Annotated in this window: 16 protein-coding genes; 5 read left to right on the top strand and 11 right to left on the bottom strand. The window is 66.1% G+C overall.

Features of this window, described 5'->3' with window-relative positions:
- The first annotated feature begins 216 nt into the window (after positions 1 to 216).
- A complete protein-coding gene (locus ASE52_RS06995) occupies positions 217 to 543 on the top strand; it encodes a hypothetical protein (protein WP_198928066.1) in 327 nt (108 codons plus the stop codon).
- A 183-nt stretch (positions 544 to 726) separates the two neighbouring features.
- Positions 727 to 1110, top strand: coding sequence for a sugar-binding protein (locus tag ASE52_RS07000; RefSeq protein WP_241776934.1), 384 nt, complete (start codon positions 727 to 729; stop codon positions 1108 to 1110).
- Positions 1111 to 1177: 67 nt separating this feature from the next.
- Here ASE52_RS07000 and ASE52_RS07005 read toward each other — a convergent pair whose 3' ends face one another.
- On the bottom strand, positions 1178 to 2380 hold the full coding sequence (locus tag ASE52_RS07005) for a multidrug effflux MFS transporter (RefSeq protein ID WP_010465582.1): 1203 nt from the start codon (positions 2378 to 2380) through the stop codon (positions 1178 to 1180).
- A gap of 111 nt (positions 2381 to 2491) precedes the next feature.
- Positions 2492 to 3514 carry a diguanylate cyclase gene (locus ASE52_RS07010; RefSeq protein WP_057224762.1) on the bottom strand — a complete coding sequence of 341 codons (1023 nt, stop codon included), beginning with the start codon at positions 3512 to 3514 and terminating at the stop codon, positions 2492 to 2494.
- A gap of 364 nt (positions 3515 to 3878) precedes the next feature.
- Between ASE52_RS07010 and ASE52_RS07015 the strand changes: the two genes are divergently transcribed.
- Together ASE52_RS07015 and ASE52_RS07020 are read left to right on the top strand one after the other, a co-directional pair.
- Entirely contained in the window at positions 3879 to 4733 is an 855-nt protein-coding gene (locus tag ASE52_RS07015) for a GGDEF domain-containing protein (protein ID WP_057224763.1), read from the top strand.
- A gap of 132 nt (positions 4734 to 4865) precedes the next feature.
- Positions 4866 to 5483 carry a BON domain-containing protein gene (locus tag ASE52_RS07020; protein WP_241776935.1) on the top strand — a complete coding sequence of 206 codons (618 nt, stop codon included), beginning with the start codon at positions 4866 to 4868 and terminating at the stop codon, positions 5481 to 5483.
- A 56-nt stretch (positions 5484 to 5539) separates the two neighbouring features.
- Here ASE52_RS07020 and ASE52_RS07025 read toward each other — a convergent pair whose 3' ends face one another.
- The 6 genes from ASE52_RS07025 to ASE52_RS07050 all read right to left on the bottom strand — a co-directional run bounded on the left by ASE52_RS07025 (position 5540) and on the right by ASE52_RS07050 (position 18040).
- Positions 5540 to 6241 carry a Crp/Fnr family transcriptional regulator gene (locus ASE52_RS07025; protein ID WP_057224766.1) on the bottom strand — a complete coding sequence of 234 codons (702 nt, stop codon included), beginning with the start codon at positions 6239 to 6241 and terminating at the stop codon, positions 5540 to 5542.
- A gap of 172 nt (positions 6242 to 6413) precedes the next feature.
- Positions 6414 to 7088: a Crp/Fnr family transcriptional regulator gene (locus tag ASE52_RS07030; protein WP_057224768.1), complete on the bottom strand. Its 675-nt coding sequence runs from the start codon at positions 7086 to 7088 to the stop codon at positions 6414 to 6416.
- A gap of 195 nt (positions 7089 to 7283) precedes the next feature.
- Complete coding sequence (locus tag ASE52_RS07035) at positions 7284 to 15932, bottom strand: glucoamylase family protein (RefSeq protein ID WP_057225290.1); 8649 nt, start codon at positions 15930 to 15932, stop codon at positions 7284 to 7286.
- A gap of 59 nt (positions 15933 to 15991) precedes the next feature.
- A complete protein-coding gene (locus ASE52_RS07040) occupies positions 15992 to 16234 on the bottom strand; it encodes a hypothetical protein (protein ID WP_010465589.1) in 243 nt (80 codons plus the stop codon).
- Between the two features lie 383 nt (positions 16235 to 16617).
- On the bottom strand, positions 16618 to 17067 hold the full coding sequence (locus tag ASE52_RS07045; RefSeq protein ID WP_010465590.1) for a type II 3-dehydroquinate dehydratase: 450 nt from the start codon (positions 17065 to 17067) through the stop codon (positions 16618 to 16620).
- A gap of 19 nt (positions 17068 to 17086) precedes the next feature.
- Entirely contained in the window at positions 17087 to 18040 is a 954-nt protein-coding gene (locus ASE52_RS07050; RefSeq protein WP_050812563.1) for a TRAP transporter substrate-binding protein, read from the bottom strand.
- Positions 18041 to 18282: 242 nt separating this feature from the next.
- On the opposite strand from ASE52_RS07050, the gene ASE52_RS07055 reads away from it, so the two are divergent.
- Positions 18283 to 19065 carry an IclR family transcriptional regulator gene (locus tag ASE52_RS07055; protein WP_010465592.1) on the top strand — a complete coding sequence of 261 codons (783 nt, stop codon included), beginning with the start codon at positions 18283 to 18285 and terminating at the stop codon, positions 19063 to 19065.
- A 5-nt stretch (positions 19066 to 19070) separates the two neighbouring features.
- Here the strand turns inward: ASE52_RS07055 and ASE52_RS07060 are convergent, their stop codons facing one another.
- Genes ASE52_RS07060 through ASE52_RS07070 form a run of 3 tightly spaced genes read right to left on the bottom strand, consistent with a single transcriptional unit; the run spans position 19071 to position 21553 of the window.
- Complete coding sequence (locus ASE52_RS07060) at positions 19071 to 19661, bottom strand: methylated-DNA--[protein]-cysteine S-methyltransferase (protein WP_057224770.1); 591 nt, start codon at positions 19659 to 19661, stop codon at positions 19071 to 19073.
- Positions 19662 to 19711: 50 nt separating this feature from the next.
- Positions 19712 to 20617, bottom strand: a complete 906-nt coding sequence (locus tag ASE52_RS07065) for an SDR family oxidoreductase (protein ID WP_057224772.1) — start codon at positions 20615 to 20617, stop codon at positions 19712 to 19714.
- Positions 20618 to 21553 (bottom strand): glutathione S-transferase family protein, encoded by a 936-nt coding sequence (locus ASE52_RS07070; protein WP_057224773.1) that lies wholly within the window; start codon positions 21551 to 21553, stop codon positions 20618 to 20620.
- Positions 21554 to 21583: the final 30 nt, after the last annotated feature.

The raw sequence follows: 21583 nt of genomic DNA on the forward strand, positions 1-21583 counted from the left end.
GAGGTGCCGCGTCGATCCCGCCGGATCCTGCGTCGGGAAGCGAACCTGACAGGGGAGGACTAACCAAGGCTGGACGAGCGCAACAAAAGCACGGGGATCGAGTAGGTAGCGCCTTCGATCCGGTGAAAGGCACTCCAGAGGATAAAAATACTCAAGGTCAACGAACGTTGGACGGCATTGTGAATTCCCCGGAGCGCGTTGACGGACCAAACCGTCATGGAGGCGTTGACGTTCGCGAAAGCCCTGGTGGGCGTGGCGCTCGGTTTGGGCCGGATGGGAAATTCACAGGGTTCCTTGAACCATAAGAGGCAGCATATGAGAGATGTCAAATGGCAGACGGTAGTTTTGAGTGAACCTGGATATGAGCATCTTATTGCTGAGGTGAGCTATGAGGGACAGTTCTTGCTGCTGTTGGATCGCGAGCAAGGGCGCGATTCAGTATGCATTGCATTCCCAAAGAATGATGGGAAGTTGGGACAACGCATTCTTCTTTCAGAGTTCATTGCGAATCTCAAAAGCGCTGCTGAAAATTTGTGCCAATAACGTTTTCTCAGAGGCCAAGTCAGCTGCAGCCTTTTGGACTTGTGTCCATATCAGCCAGTCATTAGCCACCGATTGCGGAGATAACAGGCCATCCACAATACTGGCTGGTATGCGAAGGTTCGGATGCAGATGACGTCTGTGACTCGGGGCTGGATCTAATGGCTTTGAACTCGAGCTACAGAGGTGTCGCAAAAAACCATGGTGGGCACTGGCCGGTTTTTATCGACCAGGAAAGCCAATCAATCCTACGACGCCATGGGCAACATCATCGTGCGCGGCCCCCGGACTTTCGAGTACGACAGCGTTCCCAACCTCAAGTGCATCAACTGCTCCACCGCCGCCGCCCGGGTGCAGTACACCTACGACGGGGACCAAAAGCGCACGCAGGTCATCCAGGGAGGCATCACAACGCATGAGTTCTACGGCGTGCACGGCAACCTGCTGGCCGAATACTCCCCTGGCTCCCGCAAGCTGGTTCAGTACATCTATCTGAACGGCGAGCGCGTAGCACAGAAAGAGTCCGCACAGTGGCCGTCTCATCGCGGCCAATTACTCCTATATTCATAGCTGTTAGCGCTTACCCATTAAGCGCTAGCAGTATTTTTTCCATGTTTTTACAAGAGTTGCTGCACAGCTAGGCATGTACCAGCGCGCCGCGCTTGCCACCCAGCGTGATCCACGCCAGCGCCACGCCCACCAGTGCGCCGGTGGCCATGCCGATCACCATGGGCAAGGGCTTGCCGGTGGCAAACAGGCCCACCACGCCCATGGCCAGGGCGCCGGTCAGCATCTGCAGTGTGCCCAGAAGGGCCGACGCCGTGCCGGCGATGGCGCCGTGTTTCTCCAGCGCCAGCACCGAGGTGGTGGGGATCACCAGCCCCATGAGCGCGCTGGCCACAAAGTACAAGCCGATCAGCACGGCCAGGTCATCACCCCCGGCCAGGTAATACAGCAGCAAGGACGCCATCACCGCGCCCGACGCCGTGGCCGCCACCTTCACCACCCGCGCCATGCCAAAACGCTCGCCGAGCGTGGCGGTGAACTGGGAGGCGCCGATGAACGCCGCCGCGTTGACCCCGAACGCCACGCTGTACTGCGTGGGCGACAGGCCGTAGTGGTTGATGAGCACAAAAGGCGAGCCCGCCAGGTACACAAAAAACCCGGCCATGGCACAGCCACCAATGAACACCAGGCCCAGGTAGTGCCAGTCGCGCAGCAGCAGCGCATAGGCGCGCAGGGCGCCGCCCAGGCTGCTTTCCACGCGGTCGGACGCAGGGCGTGTCTCGTGCAGGCCGCCGTACACCAGCGCCAGCCCCGCCACGGCGGCCACGGCCACCACCCAAAACACACCACGCCAGCCCGTGAGCGCAATCACCCCACTGCCCGCCAGCGGCGCCAGGATGGGCGACACGCTGAACACCAGGATCAGCAACGACATCAGCCGCGCTGCATCGGTGCCCGTGTGCAGGTCACGCACCACGGCACGCGGTATGGCCATGCCCGCCGCCGCGCCCAGGCCCTGCAGGAAACGCAGGGCCACCAGGGTTTCGATGTCCGTCGCCAGCGCGCAGCCCACGCTGGTCAGCGTGAAAAGGCCCAGGCCCAAGTACAGCGGTGGCTTGCGCCCCACCATGTCGGAGACGGGGCCATAGAACAGCTGGCCCGCCCCCAGCGCCAGGAAAAAAGCCGTCAGGCTCCACTGCACGGCACCCACCGACGCCCCCAGGCTGGCGCCAATGTCTGGCAGCGCGGGCAGGTACATATCGATGGCAAACGGCCCAATGGCCGAGAGCAGGCCCAGGATGAGGGCCATTTTGTAGAAGCGGGAGAAATGCATAGCCGCCCATTGTCACCATTTCGGTGCATGCATTTCGGGTAAACCCTGCATGGACGGCATAAGAGTGCGGCCATGCCACTGCGGGCAGTGGTCGCACCAAAGCCCAACCCCTCAGTCTGGAGCCTGCTCGATGCGATTGCGCCCGCCCTGCTTTGCGCGGTACATGGCGCGGTCGGCGCGGCGCACCAGTTCTTCGGGGGCCTGGTCGCGCTGGGGCACCACGGTGGCCACGCCAAAACTCACGGTCACGATGCCAGAGGGTGCGCCCTCATGCGGCAGGGCCAGCGCCTGGATGGCGTGCTGGATCTGGTGGGCCACGTCCATGGCGGCCTGGGCATCCGACGCGGGCAACAGCACCACGAATTCCTCGCCGCCAAAGCGTGCTGCCAGGTCCCCCTCGCGGCGCCCGCCGGTTTGCGCCAGGGTCAGGGCCAGCGCCTGCAGGCAGGCATCGCCCGCCAGATGGCCGTAGTGGTCGTTGAAATGCTTGAACACGTCCACGTCCAGCATGATCAGCGACAGGGGGGCCTGGGCGCGCTGGGCACGCGCCCATTCGTGCGCCAGGGCCTGGTCAAAGTGGCGCCGGTTGGCGATGCCGGTGAGCCCGTCGGTGTTGCTGATCCATTGCAGCTGTTGGTTGGCCTGGGCCAGGGCCTGGGTGCGCTCGTCAACCAGCGCCTGCAACTCGCGGTTGTGCTCCTGCAGCCGGTCCACCGGGTACACCTCGCCCGCACGGGCCACACCAAACGGGATGGAGATGCTGCTGTGCGCAATCTTCCAGTCATCGCCCTCGTGGCGAAACACCAGCACCAGCCGCGCGGTCTCGCGTGCAAACAATGCGTCGGGGATGGGCAGCTGGATATGAAAGAACGCGGTGACGGCCACCACGTCATCACTCAGCTCCTGGGGGAAAAGGTCCACCACGTCAATGCCGATGCGGCCTGGCACCTGGGCAAAGTCCTGCAGCGTGACCTCGACCCACTCGCTGCGGCTCTTGATCAGCTGGTCGCTGCTGCCCGCAAAGCCGCTGAAGTTATCGCTAAAGCGCGTGACCAGACGTGCATCCCGCGCGGCATACATCTCGATGTACTCATCGAACAACAGGCGGATCAGTCGCTGGCGTTCCGGTGACATGGGCGGGTTCCTCTGGAGCAGCGGTGGGGTGGTGCGCGCAACCCGCAGCGCAAACTGCGGCCGGGCGCTCTGATGAATGTAGCACTCAACGCCCTTCTGTAAAGGCTGTGGTGGCTGCGCGCAACATCCAGCCTGCCAACCGAACTCGGCCACGCCGATCCAGCCCGTACCGCGCAAGACACTTTCACCCACCACCCCGACCCCGCGTTCAGCCTATGTGCGCTGGCAGACAGTGAACGCCCTTTCAAGCCGTCAGACTGTGTCACGAGTAAGGACGTTGTTCTGATGGCGGTGGTTTGGTCCCAGTTCCGCGCTGCCCAGATCTTTCTCAGGCCAAGGCAGCGTCTCCAAAAAGGAGCGGCGCATGGGTATCCACCAACGACAATTCCTGTTCGGCAAGACGCTCACCACATCGTGGCCCAGCGCAATACAGATTCAACACTGGACCCAGGTGCTGGGGACGCTGCGCGCGCGCCTTCTCAATCCCTCTGGCGATACCATCCCGAATGGACTGGCGCCCACACCCACCGCCAAACCAGGGCCGGACTTCAATCTGCGCGAGTGTGTTGCTGCCCTGGAGGAGATGCACCAGGCACTCGAACGAGAGACTGCGCAGCGGCAGGAGCTGGAGCGCACCTACCAAGGCACCCACCTAGCGCTCATTCAAGCCGAGGCCGACCTGGCCTGCGTGCGCAGCGGTGAACGGCGGGCGCGCCACCAGGCACTGCATGACGAACTGACGGCGCTGCCCAACCGCCGGCACCTGCTGCAGCAGCTGGGCCATGCCCTGGCGCAGCGCCGCCCCGGCCACCCAGGGCCCACGGTGATCTACATCGACCTCGACCACTTCAAGGCCGTCAACGACACCCATGGGCATGGCGTAGGTGACGAGGTGCTGCGCATAGCGGCCGCCCGCCTGAGTGCGGCGGTACGCCATGGCGACCTCGTGGTGCGCCTGGGTGGTGACGAATTTGCCTGCCTGCTGCAAGGTATTGCCGACACGGGACCGTTGCGCCAGCTGTGCAGCAAGTTGCTGGACGCTGTGTCCCGCCCCATGAAAGTCGCCAGCCTGCAATTGCGGGTGTGCCCAAGCATTGGCGTTGCCATCTGCCCGCAGCACGGCACGGCGGCCGAAGACCTGCTGGCATGCGCCGACGCGGCGATGTACGCGGCCAAGCGAGACCGGCGTGGATTCGCGTTTTATGGTGAAGCGAGCTGATCCAGTGAGCGCTTTTCGCACAAAGTAATACACCCCCGTGGGTACGGTTACGAACAGACGGCCGCTGCGCACCATGGGACAGTGCAAACAACAGCCACCACCATGGTGGCCGCCTTTCCAAAGGACTGTTTCATGCGCCATCCCACACCCCGCCAATTTTCTGGCGCCCTTCTGGGGGCGCTTGCTGTCATGTCGCTGCAGGGCTGCAAGCGCATCGACATGGTCACCGACTGGGCACCTGCCAGTCCCTCACCTACCGCGTACCTGGAGGACAGTGTGCTGACCTCCCGGGTTCGGGCCGCACTCATCCTCTCGCCGGTGGTGAACAGCTTTCACATCGGTGTCGAATCGCACCGGGGCGTGGTGCTGCTCAGCGGCATGGCGGCAGACCCCACACAGATTGATCTGGCGGTGTTTGTGGCGCAAACCGTGCCCGGCGTGAGCTCGGTGGACAGCTTCATGTTTTCCACGGGCATACCCCCCGCTCTGGCCATCGGCAAGAACTACACCCCCAGCCCGACAGCCCTGCGCACCCAGCGCCTTCTGGGCCATGCCCCCCACCCTGAAGCCACCCATCCTGAGGAGCCGCCTTCGGTCCCGCCCCCCGCCGTGGTGCCATTGAGCGATCCCCTGGCGCTGGAAACCGATCAGTCCGCAGACAATACCCCCAAGCAGAGCCGCTGGGTGAGCCTGGCCCACAGCGTGTTAGGCGTTCGCAGCATTCAGGACGAACTGTTGATCAAGCAGTAAGCCCCACCTGGCCCCATCACAGGGGCGCCGGGACCTGCCAACGGGCGCAGCGTGCCTCAGCGCTGGGCCTTCATCAACCGCTGGTAGATCTGCTTGTCGGCGGCATAGCAACTGCAGGCCTCGGCCTCCAGCGCCGGGCGGTCGAGCACGGTGAGTTCGCCCCGGTGGTAGGTAATAAGCCCATCGTCCTGAAAGTGGCTCGCCGCCTCGGTCACCCCCACCCTTCGCACGCCGAGCATCAGCGCCATGAATTCCTGGGTGACATGAAAGTGCTCTGACTGCGACCGGTCCTGGCTCATCAGCAGCCAGCGCGCCAGGCGCGGCGCAATCAGGTGATAGCGCTGGCACGCCGCCGCCAGCGTCTGCTGGTGCAGGCGCGCCAGCAGACAGGCCTGGAGCAGGGTTTCCAGTGCCGGAATCTCTGTGATCTGTGCCCGGAGTTCGTGGGCGCCAATGCGCCAGCTGGACCCAGCCCCCTGCACCAAGGCACGCCAGGGTGTGGCGGCCAATCCCAAGATCAGCTCTGACCCGAGCATGGCCTCGGCCCCCACCATGCCGACTTCCAGCGGGGGGTGGCTGTCCACATCGATCACCAGGGACAAAAAACCTTCAATGGGGAAGTGGGCATATTCGAGCGGCTTGCCCCGCACGCTCAATTCTGCGGAAAGCACGAGTTCGAACGGCTCGCAATGGTCCAGCAGTTGCTGGCGCGCAGCCGGGGGCAGCCGGTGAAGAAGGGCGTTTTCGGGGCGGTGCATCCAGGTGTCTCACGGGTCGGCCAGCGCCGCTCAAAGAAGCGGCATCATGACAACCGCGTGGAGGCTTTCCCCGCGCAGGTCTTCGGCCAGTGTGGGCGCCCCTTGGCACCCTGACTGTCTGCCAGCGCACACAGCACGCCCCGCCCGGCCCTCCCATCAGTGGGGAGGCGCGCTAACTGGCAACGCCCTTGGGCAGCAACCGGTCGTATTCCTTTTTGACGACTTCGTAGCACTCGCAGGTGCGGCCCTCCAGGCCCGGGCGATCCAGCACATTGATGTGCCCCCGGGCGTAGCTGATCAGCCCCGACCGCTGCAGCTTGAGGGCCGCTTCGGTCACGCCTTCCCGCCGTACGCCCAGCATGTTGGCGATCAGTTCCTGTGTCATCACCAGCTGGTTGCTTTGCAGACGGTCCAGGCTCAGCAGCAGCCAGCGGCACAGCTGCTGATCCAGCGAATGGTGGCGGTTGCACACGGCGGTCTGCGCCATCTGGGTGATGAGCGCCTGCGTGTAGCGCAGCAGCAGGTGCATGACGGGCCCCGAGCGGGCAAACTCTTGCTTCATGACATCGGCGCGCAAGCGGTAACCCGAACCCGCGCTTTGCACCACAGCCCGGCTCGGGGTTGAGCCGCCGCCCATGAAGATGGAGACGCCCACCAGCCCCTCAAAACCGACCACTGCAATCTCTGCCGAAGCCCCGTCCTCCAGCACATAAAGCAGGGACACGATGGCGTTGGTAGGGAAATACACATACGGCATGGCCGCACCGGATTCATACAACACCTGCCCCAACGGCAGCTCCACCGACTCCAGTTGCGGCAGCCAGCGCTGCAGCTCCAGCTCCGGCAAGGCGGCCAGCAGCTGATTCTGAAGGGGCGAATTGGATCTTTTGATGGTGGCACCTTTGGTAACGCGAGGCGCACGGCCGTCGCGGTTGGGCCTGCCACGCTGGGCAAGCAGCCAGTTTGCGGGGCTGAACCCTTCTGGTCTGTACGGTATCGCACATACACACATTTACCAAATGGCGCCCATCCGTGGGTGGTACTACGCAGCGCCAGAAACCGTGTTCGCATGCACCGGAAGGGGAATCACACAACACAGGTCCGAAGACAGATCGATCCATCGCAACCGTTCACCCACCTGAAGCCAGCGCGCACCAGCCGGGGCATTCATGGGCAGGCTGGGTGGCCCAGCCCCTGGGGACATCCGCACCAGAATGAATCGCAGCGTGCACCCACCGCGCACCAGGGTCAGTTCGGCACCCGGCCATTGCGATGGCAGGCAAGGCGTGAAAAACAGCTCCTGTGCCCGCATCTGCAGCCCTACGATGGACTCCACCGCCGCCCGGTGCAGCCAGCCCGCCGCGCCGGTGTACCAGCTCCAGCCGCCCCGCCCCACATAGGGCGGCTGGCTGTAGATGTCGGCCGCCATCACATAGGGCTCCACGGCATACACCGGCCCCCACACGGGGTGCTGGGCCCGGTGCGCCGGGCTCAAGTAGGTGAAGTAGCGGTAGGGCACATCGAACGCACCGGGGTGCTCATCAAGCCCCTGCACTGCCAGTTCTGCGGCGGCCATCAGGGCCCATACGCCGCCATGGGCATACTGCCCGCCGTTCTCGCGCACGCCGGGTGGGTAGGCCTGGATGTAGCCGGCGCTGGGTGAGGCATGGCGCAATGGGGGCGCGAGCAGTTGGATCAAGCCTGCTGCGGGGTTGACCAGATGCGCCTCGACCGCGTCCATCGCGCCGCGCTGCCGCTCAGGCGCTGCGGCGCCCGAAAGCACCGCCCAGGCCTGGGCAATCAGGTCAATGCGACCCTCGTCCCGCGTGGGGCTGCCCAGTGCCGTGCCGTCGTCAAAAAAGGCGCGCTGGTACCAGTCGCCGTCCCACGCCTGGTTTTCCAATGCAGCCCGCCAGCCGGTCAATGCGGTGTCCCAGCGCTGCACGCGGTCCAGATCGCCCTGATCGCGGGCCAGCGGAATCCAGTCGGTGACGATCGCGCACAAAAACCACGCCAGCCACACCGATTCGCCGCGCCCGCCGTCGCCCACGCGGTTCATGCCGTCGTTCCAGTCGCCACCGCCCATCAGCGGCAGACCGTGTGCGCCGGTGCGCAGGCTGCGGTCGATGGTGCGTGCGGCATGCTCATACACACTGGCTGTGGTGGTGCTGGCGCCGGGGGATTCGTAGATGTCCTCAGCGCCCTCAGGAATGGCGGAGCCTTCAAGGAACGCCACCTGCTCCTCCAGCAAACTTTTGTCGGCGGTGCGCTCCAGATACTGCGCGCAGGCAAAGGGCAGCCACAGCAGGTCGTCCGAGAAATGGGTGCGCACCCCTGCCCCGCCCGGCGTGTGCCACCAATGCTGCACATCGCCCGCCTCAAACTGGCGCGACGCGCACAGCACGATCTGCGCGCGCAAGGTGCCCGGCTGCGCCCAGGCCAGCGCCATGGCATCCTGCAACTGGTCGCGGTAGCCCGTGGCACCACCCGCCTGGTAAAAGCCCGCCTTGGCATACAGGCGCGAGGACACCGTCTGGTACAGCAGCCAGCGGTTGACCAGCACATCGAACAGCGGATCGGGCGTGGCCACCTGCGTTGCGCCCAGCAGCAGGTTCCATCCATCGAGGGTCGCTTTCTCCCGCACACGGGCCGCCACGGCCATGGCCTCATGCGCGAGCGTGCGCGCCGCTGCCTCGGTGGGCGCGTAGCCCATCAGGTACACGCGCTCGAACGCCGCCCCGGCCCGCAAGGTCACCATGCGCGACAGGGCTGCACAAGGGTCCAGCCCAAACCCGCTGCGCTGCCCCAGTTGCAGGGGCACCACCAGGTCGCCCTGCGCATCGAAAAACTCGCGGCGGTCGCAGGTCCAGTCCAGGCTCTCGTTGGCACGGTCGTCCGTGCCCGGCCCGGCCGAGGCCTCGCAGAAAAAGGCCGTGCCCCCCCCAAAGCCTGCGGCCGCCTCGGTCTGCGTGCACAACAAGCCCAGCAAGCGGCCATCGGGCAGCGGTGCAAAACACGGTGCGGTGGCCAGCGTGGCACGGTCGCCGCGCTTTTCACCCATCATCCATTCCACCATGCCCACCAGGCGCAGATGCTCGCGCCGATTGCCCAGGTTGCGCACCTGCACATGCACCTGTTTGATGGCAGTGATGGGGTCCACACACCAGCGCACCGCTACATCCAGCGAGCCTCGGCGGTGGCGGATGGTGGTGGTGCCCTGGGCATGTTCCACGCCGTACACCACATCGGATGCGCCCCAGGCCGAGGGCGTCAGGCTCCACACCTCGCGCGTGCGGCGGTCCTGCAGCAGCAGCCATTCGGCGGGCGGGTCGCCCACCGGGTCGTTCGACCAAGCCGTGAGCTGGTTCAGGCGGCTGTTAAGCGCCCAGGTGTTGCCTGCGCCACTTTCAGACACCATGGCCCCCAGCTGGGCATTGGCCAGCACATTGACCCAGGGTTTGGCTGGCCGCAACACAGCCGACACATCGAACCCGAAGGTGCCGGTGACCGGTGCAAAGCCGCCCACCGGTGCGGGCACCCGCGTGCTGCCCTGGTGCGTGGGCACTTCGTCGGTGGCACCGCCGCGCCAGGGGCTGGCCATGGATGCGCCATGGGCCGCCACCCAGGCCTTCACCTGGTGGATCAGTGCATGGCCATCGGCCTGCAGGGTGATGCGGGCCAGGCTCGCCAACGTGCCCAGTTGCGGTGCCGACAGCTCATCGATCCGCAGTACACGCAAGCTGGTCACGGCCGGACCGGTGTGTGTGGCGAGATCGGCATCGTGGTGCTCGCGCAGCAGCGTCAGCTCGCGCTGCAGGGGCATATGGTACGAATGGGATTCACTGCTGAGCACCACCAGGTCGCAGGCCACACCACCATGCGCCCATTCGCGCAGCGCCTGGGCCAGCGTGCGCAGCAGGCCCATGCCCTGGGGCGATCCGGCCATCACCAGCACGATGGGCCGGTCGCCCGACAGGCCCAGTTGCCACAACACACGGCGGTCGCACACGCGGTGGACCACCTGGGGCTCTGTCAACAGGCCCGCAGGCACGGCATGGATCTTGGGCAGCGTGAACACCAGCGCCGTGGTCAATGCCTGCAGTGCGGGCAGGTAGTCGCGGTGCGGGCGGTGCGATGCCCACTGGATGCTGGCCAGCGTGGCCGACATGGCCGAGGCGCGCTCCACATAGGTGGGCTGGCGGTACTTGTCGATGATGGCCAGCAGCGTGGCCGGGTCTGGCGATGCCGCTGTGGCAAATGTGACGCAGGCTTGCGCGCCTGGCGCAATGCGGAGCATCACCCCCAGGGCGGCCACGGGGTCCAGCCCCGTGTCCAGCGCGGCGGGCGCCTCCGGCACACGGCTCAGCAGGGCCAACGGCTGGCCGGGCGTGTGGTTGCGCCCCAGCCAGAGCTGGCGGTCGGTCTGGCAACGCAGGCCCAGTACATGGCCTTGCGTCTCGGCCACAAAGTGGGTGGCCTGCAGCGTGGTCTCGGTCTGCAGGCGGGGCGTTCTGATGAACCGCAGCGCCTGCTGTTCGGGCAGCCAGTCGGCGGCAATGAAAAGGTTGGAGAACGCCGGGTGCGCCTCGTCGGCCGCATGGGTGGCCAGGGTGATGTCCAGGGCCGAGATCAGCTCCAGCTCGACCACCTCGTCGCCCAGGTTGCTCACCACCACCTTGCGCAGTTCGATGTCGTCTTCCGGGCTCACCCACACCGTGGCGTGCACGCGCAGCCCCGGCCACAGTGCGTCAAAACACACGCGGTCGGTGTGGAAGATGCTGCCGTACACCGCTCGCGCATCGGGAGCGGGGTGGCTGGTGACGGACGCGGGCACGCTGGAGCCCATCTGCCGCACATACAGAAAACTGCCGTGCGCATCCCGCAGCGCATCGTCGCGCCAGCGGGTGATGCCCGTCTGGTGCCAGCGGCTCCAGCCCGCCCCATTGGCACGCAGGGTGACGCTGTAGCGCCCGTTGCCCAGCAGGTGTGTCGGCTCCAGCGAGTGGGCACCCGGGGTGACAGAGCGCACATGGTCGGGCGTTTTTTGCTGGCGCGCATGCGGCGGCAGGCGCGGCGGCGTCGCTTGCAAGGTGGGCAGCTCGCGCGGGGCGCGCTCCTGCAGCAGCGGCAGCACGGCCTCGATGCGAGCATGCGCCGTGCCCCAGCGCTGGGCCACTCCACGCAGCAGCACATTGGCCAGCGCCACGATGGTCATGCCCTGGTGGTGGGCCATGTAGGTGCTGACCAGCGTGAGCCGCTCGCCATGGGTCTGGCGTTCGGGCGTGAAGTCCAGTGCTTCGTAAAAGCCGTAGCGCCCACGCGCCGACAGTGCAGCCAGGGTGCGGAAGTTCGCGCAGGCCGCGCGGGCATCCACCTGCGTAGCCAGCGCCGTGGCATAGGGTGCAATCACCAGCTCGCCCACGGGCGCGCGGCGCAAGGCCAGGCGGGGCACGCCCTGCGGGGCGTATTGGTACGCCAGCGTGTGGTCGCGTCCGGAATAGGCACATTCGGAAATGCCCCAGGGCATGTCCTTGCCCAGGCCCTGCACCAGCGCCACGTGCTCACGCAGGGCCGACCGCCCTGCCTCACCCAGGGCGCTGTGATACGGCTCGTCCATGACCAGTGTGGGCATGAGGTACTCGAACATCGAGCCCGACCACGAGCGCAGCACCGCATGGTGGCCGTTGGCAAAAAACGGCCGTCCCAGGGCCGCCCAGTGCCGCACGGGCAGGTCGCCCTTGGCCACGGCCAGCAGGCTGGTGGTGCGCGATTCGGACGCGAGCAGATCGTAGAACGAGGTGTCCAGCTGCTGCTCGTCCACCCGGTAGCCAATGTGCAGCAGGTGCCGCCGCGGGTGGTACAGAAACCGGAAGTCAGCCTGCCAGGCCAGTGCATCCAGCGCCTCGGCCAAGGCCACGAGGCGCCGCGTGGACTCGGGCGCGCCGCCGCTGTGCGCGGCCTGCTGGTCACGGTCCACCGACTGCAGCGTGGCCAGGTGGTCGGCCAGCAGCCAGAGCAGTTCGTCCTGCGCCGTGGGCGGGCTGTGCACGATGGCCGGGTGGCGTGGCTGGGCCATGCTGCGCAGCTCGTCCTGCGCCTGCGCCAGCAGCGCGCGAAACGCCGTGGCCTCAGGCAGGTGCGCGGGGTCGGGCGGGCGCAGGCCCAGCAGGCGGCTCAGCGCGGAGGGGTGCTGCAACCCGCGCATACCCAGGTGGTGGATGCCCAGCCGGGGCTGCAGCCGCGCCAGCGATGCGCGAATGGCCTGCTCACCCGCCTGCGGCGACAGCGGCTGCGCCGCCAGCGCGCTGCAGGCCTGCGCCACGGCCACCAGGTGCGCGCAGAGGTTGCCGCTGTCCACCGTGGACACATAACGCGGGTGCAGGGGCTGCAGGGTTTCGGTGTCGTACCAGTTCAGGAAGTGGCCTCGGTGCCGCTCCATCGCTTGCAGGGTCGCCAGTGTGGCTTCGAGCCGGTCGAGCAGCTCCAGCGTGCCGATCCAGCCGAACTGGCGTGCACAACTGGCACTCAGCAGGTACAGCCCGATGTTGGTGGGCGAGGTGCGGTGCGCCACCATTTCATACGGGGCGGTCTGCAGGTTGTCGGGCGGCAGGTAGTGGTTGTGTGCATCCACACAGCGCTCGAATAAACGCCAGGTGTCGCGCGCCACGCCGTGCAGCAGGTCCTGGTCTTGTGCCGACAGCGTTGGGCTGCCACGGCCAGACGGGACCCTGTTCGCCAGCCATACCAGCAGCGGCGACAGCGCCCACAGCGCCAGCAGCGCCCCCACCAGGGCCCAGGGTGCCTGGGTTCCACCGGCCCACAGCGCCACGCCACAGCCCAGCGCCAGCAAGGATGCCGCCTTGTGTCTGCGCAGCGTGGCGCCCAGGCCTGTGATCAGGGTGTTCTGCGCAGCCTCGGCCGTGGTCCACTCCAGCAGATGCCAACGGCTCACAGCCTGCCGGTGCACGGTGCGCACCACGGCATCGCCCAGCAACAGAGCCTGCTGCGGCAGCAGGGCCAGGTGCCACACGCCACTGGCCAGGGCCCTTAACAGGTCGCCCGATGCTTCGTGCACAAAACGCATGCCGACCAGCCCAAAACGGCTGGGCACCCAGCCCGCCAGTGCCCCCATCAAGGGCGCAGCCGCATAGGCCGCCACCACCAGCGCCAGCGTGCTGGCCAAGGGCAGGCCCAGCCCCGCCAGGGCCAGCACCACCAGCACCAGCGATGCGGGCGCCACGAGCGAACGGCGCAAGTTGTCCAGCAGCTTCCAGCGGTTGGTGGGTGAGAGGCCCCAGCGATGGGCCTGGGCCAGAAAGGGCCACAGCTGCCAGTCGCCCCGCGTCCAGCGGTGCAGGCGGGCGGCGGCGGTGTCGCTGTGCTCGGGCTCCGCCTCCACCAGCGTCACATCGCTCACCACGGCGCAGCGTGCCAGCGCGCCTTCAAGCAGGTCGTGGCTCAGCACCTGGTCGGCGGGCAGGCGCCCGCCCAGCACGGCGTGCACGGTGGCCACATGCAGCAGGCCCTTGCCAGTGAAACTGCCTTCGGCAAAAAAATCCTGGTACACGTCGGAGGTCATGGCGCTGTACGGGTCCAGTCCCTGCTGGCCCGCAAACAGCCACTGCCACAACGAGGTGGTGGCAGACGTGGGCAGTGGCGCGAGCACCCGGGGCTGCAGGATGCCGTAGCCCTGCACCACGCGCTGGCCTGTGGCATCCAGCCGGGGTTGGTTCTCGGGGTGTTCGGCCACGCCCACCAGGCTGCGCAGGCGGCCCGGGGGCAGTTGCGTATCGCTGTCCAGCGTGAGCACATAGCGGGTCTGCGGTGCCAGGTGCGAGAGTTCGTCCAGGTCCAGGAAGGCGCCCTGCCCCCCGGTGGCGAGTGCGGCCACCAGCTGTTCGAGCTTTCCGCGCTTTCGCTCCCAGCCAATCCACTGCTGCTGTGTGGGGCTGTAGGTGCGCGCACGGTGCAGCAGCACAAAACGCAGGGCACTGCTTGGAGTGACGGGGTGCTGCTGGTTCAGGGCCTGCATCTGGCTCTGGGCATGGGCCAGCAGCGCGCCGTCTTCGGGCAGGTCTTGCACATCGGCATCCACTCCGTCGGTCAGTAGCGCAAACTGCGCACAGGGCTCGGGGTTGGCCAGGTAATGCAGGTGCAGGCGGTGCACCAGCCGGTCGATGGTGCCAGTGCTGCTGAGCAGGGCCGGGATCGCTACCAGCACACGTGCCGATGCCGGAATGCCCGCTGGCAGCAGGTAGCGGGGCATGTACGTGGGCCGGACGGATTCGCCAATGAGCCGGTTGACCACGGCCACCACGATCTCGGACACCGGCAGCAGCAACAAGACGGCGAGCAGCGCCAAGCCCGCAAGATGGGCTGCGCTGGTATCGGGCCCCGCCTGCACACCCCACAGGGGCGCCATCAGCCAGGCCAGCAGGCCGAGCGAGCCCAGCAGCAAGGCGCCCAGGTACAGCGGCACACGCGACAGACCCACCGCAGAACGCCACAGGGCTACCGCATCGGCGGCATGGCGGCGTGTACCGAGGGCGTGCTCCAGCTGGCTGCGCCCGACGCCTTGCAGCCAATAGCCTGCCAACGCCTGCGCACTTTCGGGCTCATCCTGAGGCTCGCTGTGGCCGCCCGACATCAGCACCAGCAGCGCCTGTGCCACGGCGGCCTCACCCTGCCCGCTGCGGGCCGACAGGTTTTCAATGCCGTGCAAGGTGGTGTTGCGCGTGGACTCGTCCTCGGCCGCGAACACGGGCGACTGCAGCATGGCGCGCAGCACCAGGCTGGTCTGGCTGATGATGTCGGACCAGTCGGCCGCGCCCACCCGCCGCAGCGCCGTGACGGCATTGCCCATGCTCAGCTGATCCGCCGCCTGGTTGATCTGCTGCTGGGCCTGCAGCGCCACCAGGTCAGGCACAGCGGTCAACAACCACTGTTGCACCGGCAACAAGGGCTGCACCGGTGTATGCCCTCCAGGCGTTCTGCGCCCCGCCATGGATTGCGCCAGATGGGCCAGGAAAACGGGGGCCACGCCGCGCTGCTCCATGGCAGCGCACGCAGCGTCCAGGGTCTGGGTAGTCAGCTCCTCGCAGTGGGTGGCGCACAGGCTGGCCAGCTCCTGCGCAGCCTTGTGGCTGGCCAGGCGCTCGGCCAGGCGGCGCAGGTTTTCGATGAACACCACGCGCAGCGTGGTGGGCAACGCCCACAGCTCCCCCTGGCTCAGCTCACGGGTCTCCTGGTAAGCGTTCAGGTAGTGCACCAGCAGCGATTCATCGAACGCGCTGTCGGTGTGGGCCACAAACGACCAGGCCACACCGTACACACGCGGCAGGCCCACCAACGGGGCGTCTTTGAGCACCGGCAGCGAGCGGTAGTAACGCGGAGGCAGCCCGGCCCGGATCTCCTTGAGCTGGCTTTCGATCAGATGGAAGTTGTCAAACAGCCATTCAGCGGCGGGGCTGATGGCATGCTCGTCGTGGGGCGCGTCGAACAGGTAGCGGTGCGCAGCCCGCAACGCGCGGATGTTGCTCTGCAGACGCGGGTAAAACGTGGTGCGGCCAAAGGGTGCCTTGCCCGCGTCGTGGGAGGAACCGAGGTGCCGGCCATGCTCCTCGAAGCGGGCCGCGCCAAACACTTCGGCCCGCAGGGGTTCCAGCACCGGGCCTGCCCGGGCATCGAGCATGCGATCCATCGCGGAAGGAACCCAGGGCCATGGTGTGCGTAAGCCCATGCGCTTGCCCCCTATCGCACCAGCGATACGGCCCCCACCAGCAACGTGACCAGGAGTGCAACAGTCACGACATGTTCTGCAACCAAGGCCTGCAGCCATGCAGCGCCAGCGAGAAACTGGTCCAACGGCCCCCGCAACGCGCCGCAGTGCACCAGGTGTTCACCCAGGTGGGAGAGTTCCAGCAGCGAGATGTCTGCCGGCTGCCCCACGGAAGACGTGTCCCACGCAGAGGCAAGGGTGGATGGATGGGACATGGGCGGCTCCTGGTACAAGTGAATGGCGTAACCGCGTGGCGGGTACGCTCCGATCCTCTTGTACAAGGGACAGATACTGCGCGTCTGTGCGCTGTCGAACAGACCCCAGCGGGCCTGTTTTTTGCCCAGGCACCTCACCACCTGATGCCTGGCCTTGCCGGCACAGCTTTTGGCGAAGCGGGCTGTGTTGACGCCGCTACATATGCTACTATTTTTATAGCATGTTGCGCAATCCACCAAAGCGCCAGCGGCCTATTTGACCCAAAAATATCGAATCAACCACCGCTCACTAGCAGCACGGCAAAGGGCAGAGCCGGTCCATCGGGGGCCTGTGGCTTTTCAAAGGAGATGTTGAACGCACATCACGGTACATCCCACACCGCTCAGGCAACCTGGGCGGCCTCGCGCAGGCTGTCCACCAACGCCCGCAGCCCGGCCAGGTAGGAGTGGGGCCCGAAGCCCTGCACCGTGGCCTTGACGGCGGGCGAGATGATGGAGTGCGCGCGCCAGGCTTCGCGCGCGGCGATGTTGGACATGTGCACTTCGATCACCGGGAAAGGCATGGCCTTGATGGCGTCGTGCAGCGGCACGCCGTGCTGTGTCAGGCCCGCAGGATTCACGAGTGCGCCCTGCGCTGCATCGATGTTCGCGTGCAGGAAGTCGATGAGCGCGCCCTCATGGTTGGACTGCACGATGTCGAGCTCCACACCCAGCTCTGTAGCGAGCTTGAGCAAACGCTCGTTGATCTGGGCCAGCGTGGTGGTGCCATAGATATGGGGTTCGCGGCGCCCGAACAGGTTGAGGTTGGGGCCGTGGAGGATGAGAATTTTCATAGGTTTCGGACCAGGTGGCTTACTTGCGGATGCGGGCGAGTTCGTCGTTGTAGAGCTTGACGATCGCCGGGTCATAGGTGGCCGCGAACTTCTCGATCACGGGCTTGGCGATCTGCTGCATGCGCGCCAGCTCGGCGGGCGTGATCTCGTTGTAGGCCATGCCTTTGGCCTGCAGGTCACCCACCGAACGCTGCGCTGCGGCGCGGCTCACCTGGCGCTGGTAGCCACGCGACTCGCTGGCCGCGTCGTGCATCATCTTCTGCTCGGCGGGGGTGAGCTGGTCCCAGAACTTCTTGCTCACCAGCACGATGTTGGCGGCGTACACGTGGTTGGTGGCGCTCACGTACTTCTGCACCTCGAACATCTTGTTCGACAGGATCACCGCATAGGGGTTCTCCTGTCCGTCCACGGCCTTGGCTTCCAGCGCGCCGTACAGCTCGGCAAACGGCATGGGCACAGGGTTGGCCTTGAAGGCCTTGAAGGTCTCCAGGAACACCGGGTTGGGGATCACGCGCAGCTTGAGTCCATCAAAATCATCGGCCTTGGTGATGGGGCGCCTGCTGTTGGTCACGTTGCGAAAACCGAGGTCCCAGTAGCCCAGGGCCACCAGGCCCTTCTCGGGCAATCGGGCGATCAGCGCCTGGCCCAGCGGGCCGTCGAGCAGCGCATCGGCCTGCGCAAAGTTGGCCACCGAGAAGGGGAAGTCCACCAACCCGAATTCCTTGACGATGCCGGCCAGCGAGGTGGTGGCCGGGGCCGACATCTGCTGCACACCGCCCTGCAGCGCCGACTGCTGCTGCATCTCGTTGCCCAGCTGCGAGGCGGGGAACTCCATCACCTTCATCTTGCCGCCGCTCTTGGCCGCCAGCAGCTCGCTAAAACGCTTGACGCCAAAGCTCACGGGGTGGTCGGCATTGTTCAGGTGCCCGAAGCGGATCACGCGCTCCTGCTGCGCGGCGGCGGGCAGCGCCATCAAGAAGGACAGGCCAGCGGCCGCCAGGAGGCAAGCAGTTTTTTTCACAGGGACTTCTCCAACAAAAAGAGACCAGGGTTGTGCACCCCAGGCCCGGGGTGCATCTGGGACTGCATCGTATGAATAAAGTGGAAACTGTTTCCACAGTAGAAACCCTTTAACAATTTTTGATACATTGCGCCGGAAGAACCAGCGCTTGGGTATCCCGACAAAACCAGTTCACGATCACAAAAAGCCCCGCCATGAGCAGCATCCTTGAACGCAGTTTCAAAGTCCTGGAGCACCTTGCACCGCACCCGGAAGGCAAGGCCCTGTCGAGCCTGGCCTCGGAACTGGACATGCCACTGAGCGCCACGCACCGCCTGCTGGCCGAGTTGATCCGTTGCGGCTACGTGCGGCAGGACCAGAGCCAGGGCAACTACATGCTCACCATCAAGCTGGTGTCGCTGGGCCTGGGCTATCTGAGCGCCACGGGCGTGGTGGACATTGCCCAGCCCCTGCTGGACCGGCTGGCCGCCGAATCTGGCGAGCTGGTGCGTCTGGCCGTGGTGGACGGTGATGCGCTGACCTTTGTGGCCAAGGCGCAAGGGGCCGTGCGCGGCCTTCGCTACGACCCGGACATGGGCCTGTCGGTCAACCTGTCGTGCAGCTCGGCCGGCCACGCCTGGCTGTCCACGATGAGCGACGAAGAGGCCCTGGCCTTGGTTGCACGCCAGGGCTTTGGCAAGCCCGAAGACTACGGCCCCAACGCCCCCACCACCGTGAAGGCCCTGCTGGCCTACCTGCGCACCGCACGGCAGCAGGGCTTCAGCACCATCGTCGAGGTGTTTGCACCGGCCATGGCGGCCATGGCCGCGCCCATCCGACGGGGCAACGGCACGGTGATCGGGGTGGTGACCATTGCGGGCCCGCTGGTGCGCCTGACGCCCGAGCGCATGCAGGCCCTGGGCCCTGCCCTGCTGAACACCACGCACGAGCTGGCCATGGCCAGCGCGGGGTCGCCCCTGCTCAAAAAGCGCGGTTGATCCGTTCAGCCTCTGGGTGCAAACAGCGCCAGGGTCTCGTGCGCAAACGCGCCCTCGATCTCCAGCATGCGCATCTTGGTGGTGGCGCCGCCACCGGCCGAAAAACCGCCTGTCTTGCCGTTCGCCGCCAGGATACGGTGGCACGGCACCACAGGCGCAAACGGGTTGTGGCCCAACGCCTGGCCCACGGCACGCGCGGCACCCGGCTCGCCCAACGCGGCAGCCATCTCGCCATAGGTCATGGTTTTTCCGGGTGGGATGCGGCGGGCCAGTTCATACACGCGGGCGTTGAAGGGGGCCACGGTGTCCAGCGCCAAGGGCACATCACACAGGTCGTCGTGCGCTCCTTCGAGCAAGGCCACCACACGCGCTGCCCAGGCTGCTACCTCGGGTGGCATCCCGCTTTCAGCGAGCTGCGGAAACCGGCGCTGCATGCGGGCACGCGTTGGCACCTCGCCAGCATCTTCCGGCAGCTGCACACCCACCAGCCGTGCACCCTGCCACGCAATGCCGCAGTGGCCAATGGCGGTTGGAAACAGCGCATAGCCGCTTGTGAAAGCGTGCGCCGTTTCGAGGGTGTGTGGCTCAGCAGACATTTGCTATATTTTTAATAGCTATTCACGCTTCTATATCAAGCGCCAGGGGCTTATTCAGCCCTCAATGCGGCACGCAACTGCTCGCCGACCTCAGGCTTGCTGGCAAACGGATCGGTGGGGTTGCGGCCCAGCATGATGTCTTCCATCCGCGTCTGCACCGAGGCGATGGCCTTGGGATGGCTGTAGATGTAGAACTGGCCCTGGGCCGCTGCGTCAAACACCTTCTGCGCCACCTCGGCGGCCGTCACCTTGCCGCTGCCCACAGCCTTGTCGCTCATGGCCTGGCCGATGAGCTGGCTCTTGGTGGGCCTCTCGGCTGGCATGTCTTCGGGCCGGTTGCGGTGGCTCTGGCTGATACCGGTGGGCACGAAGAACGGACACAACACGCTGGCGCCGATCTGGTCGGTGACCAGCGACAAGTCCTGGTACAGCGTTTCCGACAGGCTCACCACGGCGTGCTTGCTCACGTTGTAGATGCCCATGTTGGGAGCGTCCACCAGGCCCGCCATGCTGGCGGTGTTGACGATGTGGCCGCGCCAGGCGGGGTCTGCCTTGGCGGCGGCCAGCATCATCGGTGTGAACAGGCGCACACCGTGCACCACACCCCAGAGGTTCACGCCCAGCACCCATTCCCAGTCCTTGATGGAGTTCTCCCACACCAGGCCGCCCGCGCCCACACCAGCGTTGTTGAAAACGAGGTGCGGCGCGCCAAAGCGCTGCTGCACATCGGCGGCCAGTTGCTCCATCTGCGCGGCGTTCGACACGTCGACCTTGCGCGCCAGCACCTGCACGCCCGCGGCCTGCATCTCGGCGGCAGCGGCGTCGAGCGCGTCCTGCTGCACGTCCACCAGCGCCAGGTTCATGCCCAGGCGGGCGCCGATGCGCGCGCATTCGAGGCCGAAGCCCGAGCCGGCGCCGGTCAGGACGGCGGTCTTGCCTTTGAAGTCGTCAATCATTTATTTCTCAACCTTTCGCAACGTGTATCCAATGCGGGGGAAATGCACCTGCACGGTGCCTGCGCGCGGGTCGGTGCGGCGCAGGGTGTAGCGGGTGCGGGTGGCGGCGATCAGTTCGCCCTCGGTCGGCTCGGTGCCAAAGCTTTCGGCGGCAATGGCGACCTGCGTGCCCAGGGGGATGCCGTGCTCGTCCTGGAACACGTCATCCATCAGCGGCAGCGGCTCAGCGCCAGCGGCCACGGTAATGGCGTCCTGCGCGGTGAACTTCTCCATGCGCCCGTGGCCCAGGGCCGCGATGCGGTCCATCCATTCGAGCACGGCGGGGGTGGCCGCGAAGATGTCGGCCATCACCGGCACGCACTGGCGCGTGAACCAAAGCGGGTGGTAGGTGGAAAAGTCGGCCAGGCAGGGCTCGGCGCCAAACAGGAAGTCATGCTCCTCGGCCATGTGCGCGATGCGGCGCAGGTACGAGCGGTAGGCGGCCGTGGCGTCTGCCGGGCGCAGGCGCTGCATGCCGGCACTCATCTCACGGCGGTCTTCGCTGAAGGCCTGGGCCACGTTGGGCGGCAGGTTGGCGAACATGGCGGACGCGCCCTTGGGCTGCAGGTTGTAAGCCATGGCCGCCCAGAACAGGCTGCTGTCGGCCCACTGCGCGAACACCCGTGCCACGCCCTTCAGGTGCGGCGGGTACAGCACGGGCTCGGGCTGCTCGTGCTCCAGCACATCGCAGATCAACGCGGAGTCGCAGTAGATGTCGGCACCCACCTGCAGGAACGGCGTCTTGCGGTAGCCGCCCGTGAGCGCCACCACATCGGGCTTGGGCGCGATGCTGGGGATGATCACGGACTTCCAGGCCAGCTTCTTGAAGCCCAGCACCAGGCGGATCTTTTCGGAAAACGGCGACGAGGGGTAGTGGTGCAGGATGAGATGAGACATGGATTTCTCCGCAAAATTCTGTGGGGTGAA

The organism is Acidovorax sp. Root275 (assembly GCF_001428965.1).
GTDB classification, from domain to species: domain Bacteria; phylum Pseudomonadota; class Gammaproteobacteria; order Burkholderiales; family Burkholderiaceae_C; genus Acidovorax; species Acidovorax radicis.

Coding starts and splice junctions, on each gene's coding strand:
- ASE52_RS06995 (WP_198928066.1), top strand. CDS start 217: ATGGAGGCGTTGACGTTCGCGAAAGCCCTGGTGGGCGTGGCGCTCGGT.
- ASE52_RS07060 (WP_057224770.1), bottom strand. CDS start 19,661: ATGTCTGCTGAGCCACACACCCTCGAAACGGCGCACGCTTTCACAAGC.
- ASE52_RS07020 (WP_241776935.1), top strand. CDS start 4,866: ATGCGCCATCCCACACCCCGCCAATTTTCTGGCGCCCTTCTGGGGGCG.
- ASE52_RS07055 (WP_010465592.1), top strand. CDS start 18,283: ATGAGCAGCATCCTTGAACGCAGTTTCAAAGTCCTGGAGCACCTTGCA.
- ASE52_RS07005 (WP_010465582.1), bottom strand. CDS start 2,380: ATGCATTTCTCCCGCTTCTACAAAATGGCCCTCATCCTGGGCCTGCTC.
- ASE52_RS07040 (WP_010465589.1), bottom strand. CDS start 16,234: ATGTCCCATCCATCCACCCTTGCCTCTGCGTGGGACACGTCTTCCGTG.
- ASE52_RS07025 (WP_057224766.1), bottom strand. CDS start 6,241: ATGCACCGCCCCGAAAACGCCCTTCTTCACCGGCTGCCCCCGGCTGCG.
- ASE52_RS07045 (WP_010465590.1), bottom strand. CDS start 17,067: ATGAAAATTCTCATCCTCCACGGCCCCAACCTCAACCTGTTCGGGCGC.
- ASE52_RS07035 (WP_057225290.1), bottom strand. CDS start 15,932: ATGCTCGATGCCCGGGCAGGCCCGGTGCTGGAACCCCTGCGGGCCGAA.
- ASE52_RS07065 (WP_057224772.1), bottom strand. CDS start 20,617: ATGATTGACGACTTCAAAGGCAAGACCGCCGTCCTGACCGGCGCCGGC.
- ASE52_RS07070 (WP_057224773.1), bottom strand. CDS start 21,553: ATGTCTCATCTCATCCTGCACCACTACCCCTCGTCGCCGTTTTCCGAA.
- ASE52_RS07050 (WP_050812563.1), bottom strand. CDS start 18,040: ATGGCGCTGCCCGCCGCCGCGCAGCAGGAGCGCGTGATCCGCTTCGGG.
- ASE52_RS07010 (WP_057224762.1), bottom strand. CDS start 3,514: ATGTCACCGGAACGCCAGCGACTGATCCGCCTGTTGTTCGATGAGTAC.
- ASE52_RS07015 (WP_057224763.1), top strand. CDS start 3,879: ATGGGTATCCACCAACGACAATTCCTGTTCGGCAAGACGCTCACCACA.